The sequence below is a fragment of the Pseudoalteromonas sp. SR43-5 genome, from assembly GCF_014163835.1.
Lineage (GTDB): Bacteria > Pseudomonadota > Gammaproteobacteria > Enterobacterales > Alteromonadaceae > Pseudoalteromonas > Pseudoalteromonas distincta.
In genome coordinates this window covers 103327-124417 of record NZ_JACJEA010000001.1, presented here as the reverse complement: position 1 = coordinate 124417, position 21091 = coordinate 103327, and the positions used below count along the sequence as shown (strand labels likewise).

Annotated in this window: 24 protein-coding genes; 9 read left to right on the top strand and 15 right to left on the bottom strand. The window is 39.4% G+C overall.

The window, feature by feature from the left end; translation table 11 throughout:
- Positions 1-30: 30 nt before the first annotated feature.
- Both H5090_RS00610 and H5090_RS00605 read right to left on the bottom strand, forming a co-directional pair.
- Positions 31-918: a TIGR03899 family protein gene (locus H5090_RS00610; protein WP_182694730.1), complete on the bottom strand. Its 888-nt coding sequence runs from the start codon at positions 916-918 to the stop codon at positions 31-33.
- Positions 887-1468 carry an SRPBCC family protein gene (locus tag H5090_RS00605; RefSeq protein WP_080945049.1) on the bottom strand — a complete coding sequence of 194 codons (582 nt, stop codon included), beginning with the start codon at positions 1466-1468 and terminating at the stop codon, positions 887-889. The genes H5090_RS00610 and H5090_RS00605 overlap by 32 nt, the downstream gene beginning before the upstream one ends.
- A gap of 111 nt (positions 1469-1579) precedes the next feature.
- On the opposite strand from H5090_RS00605, the gene H5090_RS00600 reads away from it, so the two are divergent.
- Entirely contained in the window at positions 1580-3769 is a 2190-nt protein-coding gene (locus tag H5090_RS00600) for an EAL domain-containing protein (protein ID WP_182694729.1), read from the top strand.
- A gap of 131 nt (positions 3770-3900) precedes the next feature.
- Positions 3901-6078 (top strand): YgiQ family radical SAM protein, encoded by a 2178-nt coding sequence (locus H5090_RS00595; RefSeq protein ID WP_182694728.1) that lies wholly within the window; start codon positions 3901-3903, stop codon positions 6076-6078.
- 159 nt (positions 6079-6237) lie between these two features.
- Here H5090_RS00595 and H5090_RS00590 read toward each other — a convergent pair whose 3' ends face one another.
- From H5090_RS00590 to H5090_RS00530, 13 genes are all read right to left on the bottom strand, one after another.
- Entirely contained in the window at positions 6238-6645 is a 408-nt protein-coding gene (locus H5090_RS00590) for a protein disulfide oxidoreductase (RefSeq protein WP_259395015.1), read from the bottom strand.
- A gap of 202 nt (positions 6646-6847) precedes the next feature.
- A complete protein-coding gene (gene mgtE, locus H5090_RS00585; protein ID WP_002957935.1) occupies positions 6848-8206 on the bottom strand; it encodes a magnesium transporter in 1359 nt (452 codons plus the stop codon).
- A gap of 131 nt (positions 8207-8337) precedes the next feature.
- Complete coding sequence (locus tag H5090_RS00580; protein WP_002957937.1) at positions 8338-8610, bottom strand: HPr family phosphocarrier protein; 273 nt, start codon at positions 8608-8610, stop codon at positions 8338-8340.
- A gap of 42 nt (positions 8611-8652) precedes the next feature.
- Positions 8653-9498 (bottom strand): RNase adapter RapZ, encoded by an 846-nt coding sequence (rapZ, locus tag H5090_RS00575; protein WP_002957938.1) that lies wholly within the window; start codon positions 9496-9498, stop codon positions 8653-8655.
- 18 nt (positions 9499-9516) lie between these two features.
- Positions 9517-9969: a PTS IIA-like nitrogen regulatory protein PtsN gene (ptsN, locus tag H5090_RS00570; RefSeq protein ID WP_024595797.1), complete on the bottom strand. Its 453-nt coding sequence runs from the start codon at positions 9967-9969 to the stop codon at positions 9517-9519.
- A gap of 4 nt (positions 9970-9973) precedes the next feature.
- Positions 9974-10261 (bottom strand): ribosome hibernation promoting factor, encoded by a 288-nt coding sequence (gene hpf / locus H5090_RS00565; protein WP_007580301.1) that lies wholly within the window; start codon positions 10259-10261, stop codon positions 9974-9976.
- A gap of 26 nt (positions 10262-10287) precedes the next feature.
- Positions 10288-11787, bottom strand: a complete 1500-nt coding sequence (locus tag H5090_RS00560) for an RNA polymerase factor sigma-54 (protein WP_002957941.1) — start codon at positions 11785-11787, stop codon at positions 10288-10290.
- A gap of 69 nt (positions 11788-11856) precedes the next feature.
- Positions 11857-12582 carry an LPS export ABC transporter ATP-binding protein gene (gene lptB / locus H5090_RS00555; RefSeq protein WP_002957942.1) on the bottom strand — a complete coding sequence of 242 codons (726 nt, stop codon included), beginning with the start codon at positions 12580-12582 and terminating at the stop codon, positions 11857-11859.
- Positions 12579-13124, bottom strand: a complete 546-nt coding sequence (gene lptA, locus H5090_RS00550) for a lipopolysaccharide transport periplasmic protein LptA (RefSeq protein ID WP_002957943.1) — start codon at positions 13122-13124, stop codon at positions 12579-12581. The genes lptB and lptA overlap by 4 nt, the downstream gene beginning before the upstream one ends.
- Positions 13114-13668, bottom strand: a complete 555-nt coding sequence (gene lptC / locus H5090_RS00545; protein WP_154903849.1) for an LPS export ABC transporter periplasmic protein LptC — start codon at positions 13666-13668, stop codon at positions 13114-13116. Before lptC ends, lptA begins: the two co-directional genes overlap by 11 nt.
- Entirely contained in the window at positions 13665-14216 is a 552-nt protein-coding gene (gene kdsC, locus H5090_RS00540) for a 3-deoxy-manno-octulosonate-8-phosphatase KdsC (RefSeq protein ID WP_007580311.1), read from the bottom strand. The genes lptC and kdsC overlap by 4 nt, the downstream gene beginning before the upstream one ends.
- Entirely contained in the window at positions 14217-15188 is a 972-nt protein-coding gene (locus tag H5090_RS00535; RefSeq protein ID WP_002957946.1) for a KpsF/GutQ family sugar-phosphate isomerase, read from the bottom strand.
- Positions 15189-15191: 3 nt separating this feature from the next.
- Positions 15192-16160, bottom strand: a complete 969-nt coding sequence (locus H5090_RS00530; RefSeq protein ID WP_002957947.1) for a calcium/sodium antiporter — start codon at positions 16158-16160, stop codon at positions 15192-15194.
- A 255-nt stretch (positions 16161-16415) separates the two neighbouring features.
- Between H5090_RS00530 and H5090_RS00525 the strand changes: the two genes are divergently transcribed.
- From H5090_RS00525 to murA, 7 genes are read left to right on the top strand one after another with little or no spacing between them, the layout of a single operon-like run.
- Entirely contained in the window at positions 16416-17231 is an 816-nt protein-coding gene (locus tag H5090_RS00525; protein WP_080945050.1) for an ATP-binding cassette domain-containing protein, read from the top strand.
- On the top strand, positions 17231-18010 hold the full coding sequence (mlaE, locus tag H5090_RS00520; protein ID WP_002957949.1) for a lipid asymmetry maintenance ABC transporter permease subunit MlaE: 780 nt from the start codon (positions 17231-17233) through the stop codon (positions 18008-18010). The genes H5090_RS00525 and mlaE overlap by 1 nt, the downstream gene beginning before the upstream one ends.
- A gap of 13 nt (positions 18011-18023) precedes the next feature.
- A complete protein-coding gene (mlaD, locus tag H5090_RS00515; RefSeq protein ID WP_002957950.1) occupies positions 18024-18572 on the top strand; it encodes an outer membrane lipid asymmetry maintenance protein MlaD in 549 nt (182 codons plus the stop codon).
- Positions 18573-18577: 5 nt separating this feature from the next.
- Positions 18578-19258 carry a phospholipid-binding protein MlaC gene (locus H5090_RS00510; protein WP_039485391.1) on the top strand — a complete coding sequence of 227 codons (681 nt, stop codon included), beginning with the start codon at positions 18578-18580 and terminating at the stop codon, positions 19256-19258.
- Positions 19251-19544 carry a lipid asymmetry maintenance protein MlaB gene (locus H5090_RS00505; protein ID WP_002957952.1) on the top strand — a complete coding sequence of 98 codons (294 nt, stop codon included), beginning with the start codon at positions 19251-19253 and terminating at the stop codon, positions 19542-19544. Before H5090_RS00510 ends, H5090_RS00505 begins: the two co-directional genes overlap by 8 nt.
- Positions 19545-19549: 5 nt before the next feature.
- Positions 19550-19807: a BolA family protein gene (locus H5090_RS00500; RefSeq protein WP_002957953.1), complete on the top strand. Its 258-nt coding sequence runs from the start codon at positions 19550-19552 to the stop codon at positions 19805-19807.
- Between the two features lie 13 nt (positions 19808-19820).
- Positions 19821-21080 carry a UDP-N-acetylglucosamine 1-carboxyvinyltransferase gene (murA, locus tag H5090_RS00495; RefSeq protein WP_002957954.1) on the top strand — a complete coding sequence of 420 codons (1260 nt, stop codon included), beginning with the start codon at positions 19821-19823 and terminating at the stop codon, positions 21078-21080.
- The last annotated feature ends 11 nt before the right edge of the window (positions 21081-21091 follow it).

Here is a 21091-nt window from a genome sequence, read left to right as displayed (position 1 = left end):
GTATTTTCTAATTAAACAAAGCGTGGCATATTATTTTATTGCGTGCCACGCTAAATCAAACTCTCCCTCCAGCGCATTATTAATTAACTGCTTATAGACCTTATTGACAGGGAAATTAATGAGTTTAGAAAGCTCATCACCTGTTTGCGTAAATTTGTAATAGCTTAATACCAAATCACTACTCTTTGCCTTTAACGTTACTTTTTGCGATAAAAATGAAAGGGTAAGCTCTTGCCCCGCTTTAAGCACTGCAGATTCAATTTCTTTTCTATACAGTAAATTAAGATCCATGAGCGTTAAAATATCAGGAAAGCTAATGCCCGTTTTTCCTAAATTTAGAGATACTTTATTGCCTTTTCGTAGCAAATCAAACAAGGACGGTTTTTTGTAAAAGCCGAGTAATATAAAGTGGCTGTCGTCTTTTTCGTTATAGCCTGAGAGCGACACACATTTTTGCAAAGAGTCTGCTTCTCGCTGTGTCATATGCTTTAACGTTTGCAGGCTTTTAATTGAAAACGTACCAGGGTTGAGTGTTTCTCCCGTTAAAATTTTGGCCCATAAAGTTTGCATTGACGCATTTGAAGTATCTTCGCACAGTGCGATAAAATGCTCTACCCAGTCAGCATCAGGTTGTTTAGTACTTGCTACATCGGGGCAAAACCCCATAGCCATTGCTAAAATTGACTCTATATTTTGTTGTTGTTTTATTAGTAGTAAATCTTGGCGCTTTTGGGCACGAGCTAAAACAGAGTTTTCACTGTTGATATGATAAAGCGGCTTAACTTGGCCTTTAATATCGTAACTTTGTTCGGAGGTAGGCAGTATTCCGTTACTGCCTATTTTTGTTATAGGGTAACCAAGTAAGGATTCGATAATGTTAGCAAGGTTAATTCTCGCTTGTGCTGTCTTGACTGGCATGGCTGTGCATTGTCCTTTGTGAATGACTAAGCTGAGCAACAGTTTTAAGGTTATTTAACCCCATTGAAACTGTATTACGGAGCACATATTCGCTCAAAATTGCGGTGTAACCCGATATTAAAGGGGCGGTTGTTTGTCCGTTAATCTTACATATTAAAGTGACGATACCGTTTTGCTCACTAAAATTAAAAGTCCCCCTAATAATATGCTCAGCATTTAAAAGTATATTAAAGCTGACCTTATTTTGACTCACCGAAGTTATGATCATTTCACCATACCCCCATTTTCCCTTCCAAGACTGATGAGCACCCAGGCCAGAGCTCGGTTCGCCCAAGGTAAAACGTATACTGGGGTCTACTTTTTCCCATGGAGACCATTTTTGCCATTGATTAAAGTCAGTAATTAGCGGTTTTACTGCGTCAATATTTGCATTGATTTCTATTGTTTTATTTACATTATAACTTTGGGGAAGTATCAGCCCTACCAGTACTAATACCAATAACAATAACAGTACGCCTTTGATCAATATTTTTAATGGTTTAATAAGCACACCTTTTATTAGTTTTTTGAGTTGAAATACAACAACTTTTTATTAATCGACTATAGTATGAATTAGATTATAAACCAAAAATAATTTATAAATTGCTACCTAGGAGAGCGAATGTCGTCAGATCAAAACGATTTTTTATTTTTTGAACAAGACTATGAAGATGATGCAGTAATTGAGCCGACTAAGTTTTGGGATATTTTAATTGTTGATGACGAACCTGAGATCCACTCTGTAACAAAGTTAGCTTTGTCTGGGGTTGAGTTTTTGGGGGCAGGCTTGCGATTTCATGATGCCTATTCGGGAGCTGAAGCAATAGAGATTTTAGCTGAAAATAACGATATTTCAGTTATTTTTTTAGACGTTATTATGGAAACTGACGATGCTGGCTTGCAGGTTGTAAAAAGGGTGCGTGACGAATTAAATAATCAACATGTGAGAATTATTTTAAGAACAGGGCAAGCTGGTAATATACCAGAAGAAAAAGTAATACGTGAATACGATATAAATGATTATAAAACTAAAACAGAACTCACTCGCTCTAAATTAGTAACATCGCTCATAACCGCTATTCGCTCTTACGAGCAGGTATGCCAGCTTGAATATCAAAGTGATGCAATGAACACGATTGTTTCTGCATCAAAGTCTATTTTAGGGCTTACTGATATTAAGCAACTATGCAAAGAAATCATCAAGCACATGAGTATTATTTTAAAGTGTTCACCTCGAGGGCTTGTGTGCAGCAAATTAGACGGCGATGACTTTATTCAAGTATTAGGTGGTTGTGGGCATTACGAAGACTACTTTGGTGAAAAATTAATTAATGTTGATAGCAAAGTATTTAAACAAGTTGAGTTGTGTTTTGATTTATCAAAGCATCAACATACAGACTCAAATGCAACATTTGTATTAAAAAGTAAGCATAGAAAAGCGGCTTTATATATAGAATGTGACCATGTTCCTTTGCAAGCACAATTGCAGTTTGCTGAAATCTTCTTAACAAATGTGAGTGTTGCCCTCGATAATATAAGGCTGTTTGTAAAGTTAAGAGATGCAGCTTATAAAGATGTGCTTACAGGTATTTCAAATCGTACCAATTTTATTGAACGGGTAGAGCGTTATCAAAAGCCGCACGTGAATGATTATGTATTTGTACTACTTGATATAGTTAATTTTGCAGATATTAATAATGGCTTAGGGCAAGAGGTCGGCAATAAAGTATTAATTGGCATTGTGCAAAGGTTAAAAGAAAACTACCCAACAGCTAAGTTACTATCTCGTATTGGTGCTGATGTTTTTGGTTTTATTATTCGCCGTGATGAACTCGACTTAAAAAAATTGAATGAGCAGTTAGGTGTTCCATTTTGCGCAGAAGAGCATACATTGCCTATCGATTTTAGATTGGGTTTATGCCAACAGCAAGACTTTCAAAGTAGCGGGATTGATACACTTAAAGTTGCTTATATTGCACTTGACCAAGCTAAAAAAGCAAAGCATAAAGAGGGAATTTATTACAGTGTAGACATGCAAGATAAAATGGCTTGGCGCATAGGAATTATTAGACAATTACGCCATGATTTTGCTCGAAACAAGTTAGAGGTATGGTATCAACCTCAACTTTCATTAGATGACTTGTCTTTAATTGGGTGTGAGGCATTACTTAGGTGGCCCACCGGTAATGGGTCGTATATATCGCCAGCGGTATTTGTTCCACTTGCAGAAGATGCGGGCTTGATTGTTGATATAGGGCAATGGGTTTTAGAGCAAGCTTGCCAACAACAAAAGCGCCTAGAAAATATGGGTACCGAAATTTGTATTGCGGTTAATGTGTCTGTTCCGCAGTTTAAAGTAAAAGGTTATGCTCAAAACGTTAAAAATACATTATTAAAATATGGTGTTAAGCCAAAAAACATAGAGTTAGAAGTCACAGAAAGCGTAGTAATGGATGAACTCGAAACTGTTATTAATACACTTAGAGAGCTTCAAGAGTTAGGGATTGAGGTTGCTATTGATGACTTTGGGACTGGCTTTTCATCGCTTAGTTATATACAAAGTTTACCCTTGGATAGGTTGAAAATAGATCGTGCATTTATTAAGGATCTGCCAAATGATGACACTGGCGCTATTGCTGCCTTAGTTATTTCTCTTGGTGCTAAGTTGGGTTTAAAAACGATTGCTGAAGGCGTTGAAACACAAGAACAAGCTCAGTTCTTAAAAAACTTAGGCTGTGATGAGGTACAAGGTTTTATGTATGCTAAACCCATGCCTGAGCATGAATTGATAGAATTTATAAATAAACGCTAAAAAAGATTAACTTATTATTTAAGCTAATGAACGATTTAGAATTTAAAGCGCGATATGCTTTGACTACTTTGTATATATAAAGAATTTAGTAGGGTATAATTCGCGCCTTTTGTTATTCTACGGCCACAATTATGAGCACACTCAAAGCTAAGCGCGCCTTATTTTCATACCCGAAATACTGGGCTGAATGTTATGGCACCGCGCCATTTTTACCAACTACACGTGAAGAAATGGATGCACTTGGCTGGGATAGCTGCGACATAATAATAATTAGTGGCGATGCGTATGTTGACCATCCTAGTTTTGGTATGGCTGTAATTGGCCGTGTACTTGAAGCGCAAGGCTTTAGAGTGGGGATTATTGCCCAACCTGCATGGGACTCTAAAGATGCATTTATGGAGCTCGGCAGACCGAATTTATTTTTTGGTGTAACAGCCGGCAACATGGATTCGATGATCAACCGCTATACAGCGGAAAAACGCATGCGCCACGATGATGCTTACACGCCTAATAACGTTGGCGGTAAGCGCCCAGATCGCGCCGTGATGATTTACTCGCAAAAATGCCGTGAAGCATACAAAGGTATCCCAATTGTTATTGGCGGTATTGAAGCCAGCCTTCGCCGTATTGCTCATTACGACTATTGGCAGGAAAAAGTACGTCGTAGTATTTTATTTGATGCAAAAGCCGATATTTTAATTTACGGTAACGCAGAGCGCCCGCTAGTTGAAGTTGCACACCGTATTGCGGCGGGTGAAACGATGGATACGATTCAGGATATTCGCGGCACGGCTGTTATTCGAAAAGAGCCTCTACCTGGTTGGCGTGGCAGTGATTCTACCGCTATTGATAAAATTGGTAAAATCGACCCTATTCCAAACCCATATGGCGCGGATGATGTTGGCTGTAGTAAATCAGAATTTAAACAAGCGGGTATTGATTTAAAAGCAGAAGCGGCAAAACCAATCATGGTTCAGCCTGCACGTCCTAAGCCGTGGGAAAAAACCTATGTTAAGTTACCTGCTTATGAGCAAGTAAGTGTTAACAAACCTCTATACGCCCATGCCTCGCGCATTTTACACCAAGAAACAAACCCTGGTTGTGCAAGGGCGCTTTACCAACGACATGGCGATCGCTCTATTTGGGTAAACCCGCCAGCATATCCATTAGAAACACATGAAATGGATGCTGTATTTGGTTTGCCGTATCAGCGTATTCCTCACCCAAGTTATGGTGATGCTAAAATCCCTGCTTACGATATGATTAAAACGTCTGTTAATATTATGCGTGGCTGTTTTGGTGGTTGTTCGTTTTGCTCAATTACAGAGCATGAAGGGCGCATTATTCAAAGTCGTTCGCAAGAATCTATTATTGAAGAAATTGAACAAATTAGAGATAAAGTTCCCGGCTTTACTGGTGTTATTTCTGATTTAGGTGGCCCAACGGCGAATATGTATAAGCTGCGCTGTACGAGCAAAAAGGCCGAGAGTACCTGTAGACGCTTATCATGTGTGTATCCAGATATTTGTAAACACATGGATACAGATCATACGCCAACAATAGATTTGTATAAAAAAGCACGTGAAGTTAAGGGTATTAAAAAGGTATTGATTGCTTCAGGTGTACGTTACGATTTAGCTGTACGCGACCCGCGTTACGTTAAAGAATTAGTAACGCACCATGTAGGCGGTTACTTAAAAATAGCGCCAGAGCATACAGAGGATGGTCCATTATCAAAAATGATGAAACCAGGTATGGGAGCGTACGATCAATTTAAAGAACTATTTGATAAGTACTCTAAAGAAGCCGGTAAAAAGCAGTATTTAATTCCTTACTTTATATCTGCTCACCCAGGTACAAAAGATGAAGACATGGTAAACATGGCTTTATGGCTTAAATCAAACGACTTTAAGCTTGATCAGGTACAAAATTTTTACCCATCACCTATGGCTAATGCGACGACTATTTACCATACAGAGATGAACTCTTTACGTAATATAAAAAACAACTCAGAAGTTGTTCCAGTACCTAAAGGCGCACGCCAACGTAGATTACATAAAGCTATTTTACGCTACCACGATGCAGCTGGTTGGCCAATGATACGTGAAGCTCTACGTAAAATGGGTAAAGCTAATTTAATTGGTAAAGGGCCTAACTGTTTAGTGCCAGAAGAAGGGCGCGATGAAAAATCAGGTAAAGGTGGTAAAAAAGGTGGGCGTCCGGCACTAACGCGACATACTGGTTTTAGCCAATTTAAAAAGGCAAACACTAAGCCAAAAGTGGGCGGTAATCGTCAAAGCACACGTTAGTAATTTTATTTGCTAATAGATAAGGCTAATTGCGGTACGCGCTTTTTCATACGCAAATTAAGTCAGCTTTGCTCTTTATTATCTATATTATTGTAGGTGATAAAGAGTGAGGTTTTAGAGCCCCTCTCTTTAGATATCCTGTGCTAAGTTTAGCTTTTTTTAAAGCATTGATGATAACCACAAACGCAATTTAAGTGACCATAACGGCTGAATGCCAGTGAGTCCTTGCGTCATTTTATTATCTTTTAAGATTATATAAGATGGCGTGACTTGTCCCTGCCAATCGGAAAATATCTCCCCGTGTTGATCGTTAACAGTACTGAAGCTGTAGCCTTGCTCATTTAAATAATCATGCAGCTCTTGATCAGAGCCTGATTTTATCGCGATGCTCACGACGGGGTATTTATTCTCGTTTGCGAGTTCGTTTATGGCAGGGGAGGTAATACTACAAATAGGACACCAAGTTCCCCAAAAATACACAAGCGTGGGTTTATCTTGGCTCATTGCTGCTAAATTAATGTTTTGCCCTTCATAGTCGATTAATTGTAATTGAGGATTTGCTGGCATGACAGGTTGCCGCCACCAATTGACGGCGGTATAAATGACGAAAAATATAGAGCTATATACCAGTACACTTTTTAATATGGATACGCTTTTTTGTTTTGGCGTTTTTTTAGGTATGTCATTTTTATGTTTGGTATCCGTTGCCATAGCTACTGATTTACCCTAACTATTTTTGCTGTAGTTTTTTACATTTAAAGCGTTTAATTTATATCAGCAACCATGTAGCAGTACCTAAAAAGGCGAATATACCAACAATATCAGTCACTGTGGTTAGCACCACACTCCCTGCAAGAGCAGGGTCTATATTCATTCTTTTAAGAATTATTGGAATACTTGCACCAGCAACACCTGCCACCACTAAGTTCATAAACATAGCGAAGGCGAGTACGCCACCAAGCATAAAGTCCCACTGCCATAGCGCAATAACACCCGCAATTAATAGTGACCACAAAATACCGTTTAGCGCGCCAATGGCCAGTTCTTTCATCATCAAGAAACGTTGGTTTGTTTGGTTTATATGACCTACTGCAATACCACGGATAACAAGCGTTAATGATTGGCTACCAGCAACACCACCCATAGAAGGGACAATACCGTTAAGCACAGCCAAAATAGGGAGCACATCTAAAGTGCCTTCAAAAAAGCTAGCTACAAAAGCAGCTGCAAGTGCGGTTAGTAAGTTAACTCCTAGCCAAACTGAGCGTTTTTTAGAGCTTTTTAGTACAGGCGCGAATGTATCCTCTTCATCATCAAGACCGGCTAGGCTTAATAAGCTATGCTCGGCATCTTCTCGGATTACATCAACGATGTCATCGATAGTAACACGACCGAGGAGTTGGTCGTTATCGTCCACCACAGGGGCCGATATCCAATTATGACGCTCAAATAATTGCGCTACTTCACTTTCATCCATTGAGATTGGGATAGACTCACAATCTTCATCCATCAAATCGCGGACAATTTTTTCTGGCGGATTAGTTAATAATGTACTCAGCGATAAAGCGCCTATAAAGCAGTTATGTTTATCAACAACATATAAATCATCTGTACCCTCTGGTAGCTCACCACGCAGTCTAATATAACGAAGTACAACATCGAGTGTTACATCAGGGCGAATGGTCACCGTATCGGTGTTCATTAGCGCACCTGCTGAACGCTCTTGATATGACAGTGCTTGCGTGGCACGTTCACGGTCTTGAATGTCCATCGCGCTAACAACGTCTTTATAGACGGTATCTGGCAGGCTACGTAATACTTCACCTAAGTCATCGTGGCCCATGTCTTCAGTTGCGGCGGCAATGTGCTTAGGTTCCATTTGGGCAATAATGCCTAAACGAACATCTTCAGATAATTCTTCAAGAACATCACCCTGCACATCAGGATCGACCAATTGCCAAAGCAGTCGGCGAATTTTATGCGGTGATGATTCTAATAATAATGCGGTATCACAAGGAGCCGTTTTTGCGAGCATGCGCCTAACTTGAACAAATTGACCACTATTGAGTGACTTCGTCACCTGCTTTAGTTGCTGTAGTGGATAATCTTGTTCAAAAGCTTCTGGCATTGGCGTCCTTTATAAATTGTTATATTACTTTATGGGGGGAGGTGAGTTAACTGGCGTTACTAACCTATTTATTTTATATATCTGTTTTAATTGAAGCACTAGTAATGCGAATATTGTTTTTATAAAACAGATTATTCTTGTTCATTAAAGCGTTGTGCTATTAATTCTCCAACAGCGTGTAAAGCTTGCTCAGAATCAGGGCCTTTACAAACAACTTTAACTTCTTTTCCTTGGCTACTTTCAAGTAACATTAATGCAAGTACGCTATCGCCTGCTGCTTCTTTGTCATCTTGGAATAATGTGATTGTAGCATCAAATTGTACTGCTAATTGCGCAAGCACAGTAGCCGCTCTGGCGTGTAAGCCTAATTTGTTTTTTATTAAAAAGGTATCTTCACAATGCATAACTTACTCTACCTAAGCTGAACAGGTGATTATTCAGCTATATTATTTTTCTTGTTCGCGATGGCGAATTTTTACATTGGGATGTGTCATTGCAAAACTTTCACCGATAGTTTGCGCTAAATACACAGAGCGATGTTGCCCACCTGTACACCCAATAGCAATGGTTAAATAACTGCGGTTATTTCGTTCTAAATGCGGTAACCACGTTTGTACAAATGTTTGAATTTGCCATGTGAATTTTTGCACTATGCTGTGATTAGCTAAATAGTCTTTAACCGGTTGATCTAACCCATTTAAAGGCTTCAACTCTGGTTCCCAGTGTGGATTTGGTAAAAAGCGTGCATCAAATACGTAGTCTGCTTCTTTTGGTATACCGTGTTTAAAACCAAATGATTCAAATGTGACAATCAGTTGCTTATCTTTTTTACCTAAAATCTTTTCACGAATAGATTCAGCGAGTTGATGAACACTTAAATCAGTCGTATCTATCATAAAGTCGGCGCGAGTGGTTAATACATCAAGTAATTCTTTTTCTTTTTTGATGGCTAAATCAAGAGGCAACGAGTCTATTGATAGTGGGTGTAATCTGCGTGTTTCAGAAAAGCGTTTGATCAATGTCTGATCGTCACTATCTAAATAAAATAACGTAGGGTTTGCAAAGCCTGGTAAGTATTCAAGAATATCGTTAAATTCATCTTGTTCTTTAGGTATGTTGCGCACATCTATGCTAACAGCAATTTTATCGTAGCTATCAGACACACTGCGAACTAATGAAGGTAGTAGGTTTACTGGAATATTATCTACGCAATAATAACCTAAATCTTCTACAACGCGCAAAGCAACCGACTTTCCAGAACCAGAACGGCCGCTTATGATAATTAACTCCATTTAACACCCTTTATAAAACTATGATTGATCGACAATAACTTGGTAAAGCTCAGTATCAGATTTTGCACTGCGTAACTGTTTACAAAAATCTTTGTTGTTTAGTTTATCAGCAATGGTTGCTAGAGTCTTTAAGTGCTGCTGGTTATCGCCATCTGGTACGATGAGTGCGACAAAAATATCAACAGGGCGATTATCGATTGCATCAAAGTTTATTGGAGTTTCGCTAACGAGCACTAAAGCCAAAGGCTCTTCTGCACCGCTCATTCTTCCATGAGGAATAGCAATGCCACGTCCTATACCTGTACTACCTAATTTCTCTCTGCTCATTAAAGCATTAAGAATATCTTGTTGCGGTAAATACGGAAGTTTGTCGTGAGCAAGTTCGCTAATGAACTCTAAAATTCTTTTTTTGCTATTAAAAAGGACCGCAGCTTTGCTGCAGTCCTGGCATATAAGTGAACTTAATTTCATCATATTAGTGTCGAGCAAGCTTCTCTTTGTGTTTGATTACTTGGCGATCGAGCTTGTCGATCAACGAGTCAATAGCGGCATACATATCTTGATGTTCTGTAGAGGCAAATAGCTCAGCACCGCTTACGTGTATTGTGGCTTCTGCTTTTTGATTTAATTTTTCTACATCGAGAATGACATGAACATTATTAATATGATCAGAGTGTCTTTCAAGCTTCGCAAATTTAGTATTAATATAGTCTCTTAGTGAATCGGTTAATTCTACGTGACGACCAGTTAAGTTTAGTTGCATAAGCATTACCCTCTTAGTTTAGCGTCTTAAATCAGACTTTTACGCTGATTTGACGGTGGAATAGCAAGAGATTCGCGGTATTTTGCGATTGTACGTCTCGCTACTTTAATTCCTTGCTCAGCCAATATATCCGCTATTTTGCTATCACTCAATGGTTTTGCTGAGTTTTCTGCTGCGATTAATTTTCGGATAAGCGCACGTATTGCTGTAGATGAACATTCACCACCGTTTTCAGTACTTACATGGCTTGAGAAAAAATATTTAAGCTCAAATATACCACGGGGTGTATGCATGTACTTTTGAGTAGTTACGCGAGAAATTGTCGATTCGTGCATTTCTACCATTTCAGCAACATCATTTAAAACCATTGGTTTCATGGCTTCAGGGCCATGTTCAAAAAAGCCTTGTTGTTGCTTAACAATACAATTAGTAACTTTTAATAGCGTGTCGTTTCTACTTTCTAAGCTTTTAATAAACCATTTAGCTTCTTGTAAATGTGAGCGAATAAACTGGCTGTCGCCACTTGATTTTACAGTGCGAGACATTGCTGCGTATTGGCTATTAACACGAATTTTAGGCATGCTATCTGGGTTTAATTCGACAACCCAGCGGCCTTTAATTTTTTTAACTGACACATCAGGAATAACATACTCAGATTCTTCCCTTACAATAGTATCTGCAGGTTTTGGGTTGAGAGTATGTATTAGTGTCATTACTTCTTTAAGCTCTTCTTCTTTGAGCTTAGTTTTTTTCATTAATGTACGATAGTCGCGAGCTGCTAATAGATCAATATGCTCGGTTAAAATCATTTTCGTTTCATTAATATAAGGTGTTTCTTTATCAAATTGATTAAGCTGAATACACAAACACTCTTGTAAACTACGTGCAGCAATACCAACAGGATCAAACAGTTGGATGCGTTTTAATACCGCTTCAATTTCATCAAGTTCGACTTCGTTATCATCTTCGTTTTCTTGATTAAAGCTTTCTAAAATCTCTTCGCAGCTTAGTGTTAAAATACCTGAATCATCGACAGCTTCTACAATAGCAATAGCAATAGCTTCGTCTGTAGGGCTAAATGGCGTTAGTTGTAATTGCCACATTAAATACTCATGGAGCGTTTCAGTAGAGGCGCCTTGGTATATTGATTCGTCTTCAGGCATTGGACCTGATGAGGCTGCAGGAGCGGCACTCATGTACTCATCCCAACTGACATCCATAGCCATGTCGTCACTTAGCGTGTCTTTTGCAAGTGCTTCACCAGTATCTTGTTCGTATTCGCTCGGAGCATCATCAGCAGATGCGCTAACAGTTATGTCATCGGTATCAGCTTTTTGCTCGTTTTTACCAGCAGCGTCTTCGGAATAGTCTGCCTCTTCAACCTCTAATAGTGGATTACTGTCGAGAGCTTCTTGTATTTCTTGCTGGAGATCCAATGTACTGAGTTGCAACAAACGAATAGCTTGTTGCAACTGTGGAGTCATTGTAAGTTGCTGGCCCATGCGCAGCTGTAGTGATTGCCTCATGTATCTCTAACAATCCTTTTATGTTGTTATAATTAATACTAGCAGATGCTTAAAGACATGGCGTAAATGTTACAGCCTAAATTGCTCGCCTAAGTAAACATCGCGTACTGTTTTATCATTTAATACGTGTTCTGGAGTACCTGATGCAATCAGCTCCCCATGAGAAACAATGTAGGCTTTTTCACAAACATCAAGGGTCTCTCTTACGTTATGGTCGGTAATTAATACACCAATCCCACGATTTTTAAGATGTTCTATTATTTTCTTTATATCTAATACCGAAATAGGGTCAACACCGGCAAACGGTTCATCCAGTAATATAAATTTAGGATCTGCTGCCAGCGCTCGTGCTATTTCTACACGACGACGTTCTCCCCCCGATAATGCCATACCTTGGCTATCACGAATGTGTTGTATGCTAAATTCATCTAATAAGTTATTGAGCGTGTCTTCTCTGGCTTGTTTATTTAGTTCTTTGCGCGTTTCTAAAATGGCCATTAAGTTTTGATAAACAGTCAGCTTTCTAAAAATCGATGACTCTTGTGGTAAGTAGCCTATGCCTAATCTAGCACGACTATGCATAGGTAAAAGAGTAATATCGTTATCATCAATAGATATTTTACCTTTGTCGCTAGGAACAAGCCCTACAATCATATAAAAAGTCGTTGTTTTACCAGCACCGTTAGGGCCAAGTAAGCCAACTATACTGCCAGCTTGTACTTCAAGGCCGACGTTTTTTACAACTTCACGACCTTTATAGCTTTTTGCTAATAGTTCTGCTTTTAATGTGCTCATGGTTGACCTTTATCGCCTTTTTTACTTTTTTTAGTTTCGATCGGTACTAAAATTGTGTGAACGCGGTCAGTTGAGTTTTCATCTTTTTCGGCACTGATGAGCTGCTGCTCTATGTCGTAGGTAATACTTTTAGCATTTATTTTTTGTCCGGCTTGCGAAACTTGTGCATTACCAACAAGCGTTAAAAAACGCTTAGATACATCATAACGTACTTCGTCAGCACTGGCGCTCATAGTCGTGCCGTCTGATTGCTTTTCTTCAAAGTGCGCAGGGCTACCTGTGGCAATTAATAATTGTTTATTATCACCAAGTTCATCACGTTTGTGTACTTCGAGGCGATCGGCTGTAATGCGGCGATTACCGTGAATAATCTCAACGTTTTTCTCAAAAATACCCACATTAGCTTTCAATTGACCTTCTTGCTTGTCGGCACTTATTGAAATTTGATTGGCAGCAGGTTGCGTGTTTTGCTCTGCAGCACTACTATTAAACGCTAGTATAAGTGTAGGAATTATAAGTGATTTTAATATTTTATTGGTCATAATATATGGTTCGCGTATGGTTAATTAGTTTTATCACTTCGGTTTTCAAGTCGGCTTCTAGGCCTTTACCGGTGATTTTTAAATTGGGTCCAGTGATAATGACGGGTTGCTCCGAACGCATTGTTAATAACTTTATATCAACCTGAATATTATCAGCATTGATTTTGTCTATCATGGCGTTATCGGTTAAATTTTTGGCAACCACATTACCTTCTAAAATTAATTGTTTATCTTCATATAATGTTGCTTCGTCTGCATTTATTTGCCACGTTTGTTGCTCGTTATATAAAGTAAAAATGGGTTTTTCAAAAAACGTGAAACCTAATTGCTGGTATAGCTCCATTTTAGCCGCAGTGACTTTGTGGCTAATTTTACCTTGCTCATCATAGGCTGTCTGTTTGAGCTCAATAGCTATGTAATCAGGCTTAGCAACAACTTCAGGCTCAGCCTTAGGCACAATATTTGTTTGTGTAAAATAAGGGTACCAAAGCCAAACCATACAGCTAATGAATAAAACGCTTAATATTATGCGCGCTGCATTCATGAACTAGTGCCTTGTGTAGTCAATGCTTTACCATTTTCAAGCATGAGCAAATCGGTGAGTTCTCTCACAGCGCCAAAACCACCAGGCATTTGCGTTACATAATGTGACAAACGCTTAATAAGAGGGTGGGCATCATTTACTGCAACGGCAAAGCCTACTAACTCCATAACAGGCATGTCAGGACCGTCATCACCAATATAAGCAATTTGTTCATCGCTAAGGTTGAGTTTATCTTTTAATTCTTGATAGGCAATGAGCTTATTTTCTTGGCCTTGATAAATATGCTGTACGGTTAAGCTGCTCATACGTTGTTGTACTATCTGTGAATGACGACCAGTAATAACAGCTACTTCAAAGCCACTGTTTATAAGTGCTTTAATGCCAAAACCATCTTTTGTATTAAATGCTTTTAGCTCTTCACCTTGATTGCCAAGGTAAATACGGCCATCAGAAAATACACCATCAATATCGCATATAAGTAGTTTTACTTTTTTAGCGCGTGCTTTTGCATCATCGCTCAGCGGTTGATAGAGTTCTTCAAATTGCATTTATAACACTCCTGCTTTTAATAGGTCTTGCATATTTAATGCGCCAATAGGTTGGTTTTTCTCATTGACGACGATTAGGCCATTTATACGTTTACGTTCCATAATATTGAGCGCTTCAGCGGCTAAAATATCTTGCGTAGCTGTAGTGCATGACTTAGTCATAACAACATCTATTTGTGTTGTATGAATATCAATTCTTTGTTCTAAAATGCGACGTAAGTCACCATCGGTAAATAACCCTACGAGTTGCTGATTTTCATCAACAATGGCTGTCATACCTAATCCTTTAGCTGACATTTCTATTAGAGCATCTTTAACTGTTTGTGAAACATCAATAATAGGTGTATTTGCGCCGCTGTGCATAACATCTTTTAAAGTAAGTAATAAGCGCTTGCCTAAACTACCACCTGGGTGAGATAGCGCGAAGTCATCAGCTGTAAAGCCGCGAGCTTCTAATAATGCAACTGCCATGGCATCGCCCATCGCAAGCGTTGCAGTGGTACTTGATGTAGGGGCTAGACCCAATGAACAAGCTTCTTTTTCTACTTTAATGCACACATGTACATTAGCAAGGGTTGCCATGGTTGATTGCGTATTGCCAGTCATCGCTATCATTTTGGCACCAAGTCGTTTTAAAACCGGAATGATATTTAAAACTTCGCTGGTTTCCCCTGAATTAGAAATAAGCATAACCACGTCATTTTTAGTGATCATACCTAAATCACCATGACTTGCTTCACCAGGGTGAACAAAAAACGCTGGGCTGCCAGTACTTGCAAGGGTTGCCGCTATTTTATTGCCAATATGGCCTGATTTTCCCATGCCAATGACAATAATACGGCCTTCACAGTCGTACATTAATTGGCACGCATTATGAAAATTTTCATCTACATATTGTGCAATATCACTAAGTGCTTGGCGCTCAACATCTAAAACGCGAAGGCCTTGTTCAATAAAGTTTAGCGTTGCCATCATTTACCCTACTTGACTAAAAATATACCCTTGGTAACCCAAAAACGCTATTAGCAATAAGCCGCCTTCTACCCTATTGATACGCTGGGTGCCTCTAAAGTTCAATGACATAATAATAAGAGCAAGTGTTGCACCAATCATAATTAATATATCTCGGCTTACTAACGATGGATCAATTGCTGAAGGATTAATAATACCTGCTAGAGGTAATACAGCTAAAATATTAAATATGTTTGAGCCAACAATATTACCTAGTGCTAAATCATCTTCATTTTTAAGTACACCTGCAACCGAGGCGGCAAGTTCAGGCAAGCTAGTACCAATGGCAATAATTGTTAAACCAATGACTAAGTCGCTTAAGCCGAAGTATTTAGCAATATCAACAGCTGAGCCGATTAAAAAATGAGAACTAACCGGCAGGAGTATCATGCCAACAATTAACCAAAATACCGCTTTTTTAGTAGGTACATCGTTTGGTACATCGTCGCAGGCTTCTGAGACAAATGGGTCATCTTGGTTTTTTGCACGCATAGATACAATGATTAACCCACCGATGAATACGATAAAGCCAACTAAAAGCGCAACACCTTCACTAAATGAAAAGTAGTTATCTGAGAACACATACCAAGTAGCTAAAGATACGAGCATCACTAATGGCATTTCACGTTTTAACGTACTAGATGAAACTGAAAGAGGGCGAAATAGAGCAGTGATACCTAACACAAGTAAAATGTTTGTAATATTAGAGCCAACAGCATTGCCAACGGCTGTGTCGGTTTTGTTAGCCAGAGCGGCAGAGGCTGAAACCATCATTTCAGGGGCTGAAGAGCCCATGGCTACAACGGTCAAACCAACAATAAGTGTAGGTACACCAAAGTTTTTAGCAAGAGCCGCAGCCCCATAAACAAACCTATCGGCACTCCAAACAAGAGCTGCAAAACCAAGAATTAAAATAACAAACGAGGTAACCATTGTGTTAAGCCAGTTATACAAAATACGGATGGCGCGAATAGTAACAAAAGCCAAGATGAAAGTATAAATAAAAGAGTAAGGTCAACTAGGTAACAATGTTGCTTTTAAACAGCTAATTTAAAAATTTAAGCTGGGGTTAAGCTGTTTTGAGCGAGTCTTATAATCCTTTTCATGGGTGTATTACAAAATCTTACGAATTGTTTTTTCCATCTTTGACAAAAAAGCTTTAAAATAGGGGCACTAGTGAACATTTTTATGGAGAGCGACTTGTCGCAATCAATAGTAGAAGTCAAGGATGTTAGCTTTTCGAGAGGCAATAGAACCATATATAAAAATATGAGTTTTAGCGTTCCTAAAGGTAAAATTACTGCGATTATGGGGCCAAGCGGAATTGGCAAAACCACTATGTTGCGTTTAATTGGTGGTCAGCTTAAACCAGATTCAGGTGATATTTTATTTGAAGGTGGCAGCATTCCTAAAATGTCTCGTAAAGAGTTATACGAAGCACGTACTAAAATGAGTATGCTTTTTCAAAGTGGTGCGTTGTTTACTGATATGTCGGTATTTGACAATATCGCGTTTCCTATAAGAGAGCACACAAAGCTAAGTGAAGACCTGATTCGATTAGTTGTGTTAATGAAACTGCAAGCGGTTGGACTACGTGGCGCTAAAGATTTAATGCCATCTGAGTTATCCGGCGGTATGGCAAGGCGTGCTGCACTTGCACGCGCTATAGCACTTGATCCAGAGCTAATCATGTACGATGAACCATTTGCAGGGCAAGATCCTATTTCGATGGGCGTATTGGTTAAGCTAATTAAGTCGCTCAACGAAGTATTAGGTTTATCGTCTTTAATCGTGACGCACGATGTAACAGAGGTAATGAGTATTGCCGAACACGTTATAATTATCGCCGATCAAGGGGTAATTGGTTCTGGTACTCCAGATGAAATGCGTAATCATGAATCTCCTTTAGTTCAACAGTTTTTAAAAGGCTTGTCGGATGGTCCTGTACCATTTCATTTTCCGGCTCAGGCTTATGCAGACGAACTACTTGGAGAAAAAGCATAATGTTGGATTTATTTCAAAAGCTAGGACATAAAACGCTAGGACGCTTTGCGGCCCTTGGTCGTTCTGCTTATATGCTGTTTAGTGCATTAGCGCATGTTCCTAATTTTAAAAAAGGCACACCGTTACTTGTTCGCCAGCTTTATATGGTTGGTTCGCAATCGTTACTCATTATTATGGTGTCGGGTTTGTTTATCGGTATGGTGTTGGCTTTACAAGGTTACACCGTATTGGTTGGTTATGGCGCTGAGGATAGTTTAGGGCCGTTAGTGGCACTGAGCTTATTGCGAGAACTAGGCCCGGTTGTTACTGCATTATTATTTGCAGGACGCGCAGGTAGCGCTTTGACAGCTGAAATTGGCTTAATGAAAGCAACAGAGCAACTTTCATCACTTGAGATGATGGCAATCGATCCGCTAAAACGTATTATTGCACCGCGCTTTTGGGCGGGTTTTATAAGCATGCCATTGCTTGCATTGATATTTTCAGCTGTAGCAATTATAGGCGCTCATTTAGTGGGGGTAGATTGGCTGGGGGTTGATACAGGTAGTTTTTGGTCAATCATGCAATCGCAAGTGTCGTTTCAGCAAGACATACTAAACGGTATTATTAAAAGCTTTGTATTTGCCATAGTGGTGACCTGGATTGCGCTTTATAAAGGATATGACTGTGTGCCGACCTCAGAAGGGATCAGCAAAGCAACCACCGAAACGGTTGTTCATTCGTCATTAGCAGTTTTAGGTTTTGACTTTATTTTGACAGCGGTAATGTTTACCAGCTAATAGGGTATAGATAATGAATTCACGGAAATTAGAAATTTTAGTTGGTTTTTTTGTAGCACTTGGCATTTTAGCTTTTGCGATGCTTGCACTTAAAGTTGCCAATTCAGGGATTAGTGGCTCTGGCGAAACATATACGCTTAATGCCAAGTTTGAAAACATCGGCTCGTTAAAAGCGCGTGCGCCAGTAAAAGTAGGTGGTGTTGTAATTGGCCGTGTTGAATCAATTTATGTTCACCCACAAGAGTTTTTACCAGTCGTTAATATGACCATTGACGCACAGTACTTATGTCGTTTTTCAGACACAAGCTCAATCTCTATTTTAACGTCGGGTATTTTAGGTGAGCAGTACTTAGGTATTCACCCTGTAATTTCTCCAGATTCTGCTAAGCAACGTTGTTTAGGCGAAACAGTGACAGAAAACAAGCAAGATGAAGCAATTGACGATTTATTTGGTGTGGAAAGTAAAGCACTAGGTGATGGCGATTCAATCACTGATACTAAGTCTGCCATTGTACTTGAAGAATTAATCGGGCAGTTTTTATTCAACCAAGGTAGTGAGTAATTATTATGTTGAAAAAGTTTTTAGCTATTGTAGCAATTGGCACAATGACGCTAACTCAAAGCGTAAGTGCAGCAGATGTGAAATTAGTCGATCCTAATAAAATGGTACGCCAAGTTGCCGATAATACATTTGCGCGCATTAAAAAAGATCAGCCATTAATTGTTAAAGATCAGGAATACCTTCGCGTAATAGTCGAAGAAGAATTAATGCCTTATATCGACTATAAATATGCAGCACTTCGTGTACTTGGCAGTGAAGTATCTAAAGTTCGTGCAATTACCGACGAGGCTGAAAAGGCCAAAGCAATTAAAGAAATTCAACGCTTTATTGGTGTATTTAGAGAGTACTTAGTTGCTACTTATGCAGGTGTATTTACTCAATACACAAACCAGAAAGTTGAGTTTGGTGCAGAGCAAGCGTTTAAAGGTAAAGACGTCGTTGTTGTTAAGACTAAAATTATTGAAGACGGTAAACCTGATATCAGAATCGATTTTAAAGTACGCGAAGACCGCGACGGTGAATGGCGCGCGTACGATATGATTGCCGAAGGTATTAGTTTACTGGATGCAAAGCAAAGCGAGCTGCAAGGTATTTTGCGTCAGCAAGGTATTGATAATGTAAGTAACCTTTTAGAGCAAAAGAGTCAGCTACCAGTTCAGTTTAGAGGCAGTAACTCGAATGACTAAATTGGCAATAAGCCAAGTTGATGGACAACATTTTGGAGTAAGCGGTGAGCTTACTCGAAATTCAATTGGCGATGAACAGCTTCTGAACAATAAGTTATTAACTAAGCATAAAATCATCTATTTCGACCTAAGTGGAGTATCAAGGGTTGACACAGCTGGCTTAGCTTGGTTAATTCACTCTTTTGCAGAATTAAAGCAGCAAGGCATTCGCCTTGAATTGCAAAACCTACCTGAGCAATTGCAAAATTTAATGCAATTGGGTCAGGTTACAACCCTATTTGAGTGAGAGTTATGGAAACTAGCCAAGTCGAAACATTATTACGCGAAGAACTTCAATTAGCTGAAGTACATGTAAAAGCCAATGGTAGTCATTATGAAGTTGTTGCAGTAGGCGAATGCTTTGACGGTTTAAGCCGAGTTAAAAAGCAGCAGCTAGTTTATGGTCCATTAATGAATACAATTTCAGATGGGACAATTCACGCAGTATCTATTCGTGCATTTACTCCTGTAGAGTGGAAGCGTGAACAAAAATTTATTTTACCGCAATAACTAGGGCCTCCTAATGGATCAATTTGTAATTCAAGGTGGCACTTCACTTGCTGGTGAAGTGACTATTTCGGGCGCTAAAAATGCCGCACTTCCTATCTTATTTGCTTCACTATTAGCTGATGGTAAAAGTATATTTACTAATGTACCGCGTCTTCGCGACATAGTGACCACTGAAGCCTTATTAAAAACTTTAGGTGCAGATGTTAATTGGCAGGGCGATACGCTAGTAATTGACGGTGCAACGGTTAATAAAACATTAGCGCCTTACGACTTAGTAAAGCAAATGCGCGCCTCTGTGCTTGCATTGGGCCCTCTAGTTGCACGTTTTGGTGAGGCTCAAGTGTCTTTACCTGGTGGGTGCGCTATTGGTGCTCGCCCTGTTGATATCCATATTCAAGGTTTGGAGCGCATGGGCGCACAAATAAACGTTGAAAATGGTTATATTAATGCCAAGGTTAATGGTCGCTTAAAAGGCGCTGAAATTTTTATGGAAATGGTAAGTGTAGGCGCTACCGAAAACCTATTAATGGCAGCGGCCCTCGCTGATGGTAAAACCATACTTGATAATGCGGCACGCGAGCCTGAAATAATTGATTTAGCTAACTGCCTAATTGCTATGGGCGCTAAAATCACAGGTGCAGGTACTAGCCGCATTGAAGTTGAAGGCGTTGAGCGTTTAGCTGGCTGTGAACACAGTATTTTACCTGACCGAATTGAAACTGGGACGTTTTTAGTCGCAGCAGCAATGGCTGGCGGTGAAGTACTTTGTAAAAATACAGACTTTCATTCTCTTGAGCCTGTGATTGAAAAGCTACGTGCTACGAATGCGCACCTAGAAGTACATAACGATAGTATTTATCTTGATATGCGCGGCCGAGAACTTAAAGCCGTGAATATTAAAACAGCTCCACACCCAGGTTTTCCTACGGATATGCAAGCTCAGTTTACAGCATTGAATGTAGTAGCAAATGGTAGTGCAACGATCACAGAAACGATTTTTGAAAACCGTTTTATGCATGTACCAGAGTTGCAGCGTATGGGCGCTAATATTCGTTTAGAAGGGCATACCGCAATTTGTGGTGAGACTGAAAGCTTAACGGGTGCGCAAGTGATGGCAACCGATTTACGCGCTTCAGCTAGCTTAATTTTAACGGGTATAGTGGCACAGGGTGAAACGGTTGTTGACCGTATTTATCACGTTGATAGAGGCTATCAGCGCATTGAAGATAAGCTAAGTGCGTTGGGTGCAAACATTAAACGTAGAAGTAGCTAAGTAGATAACTA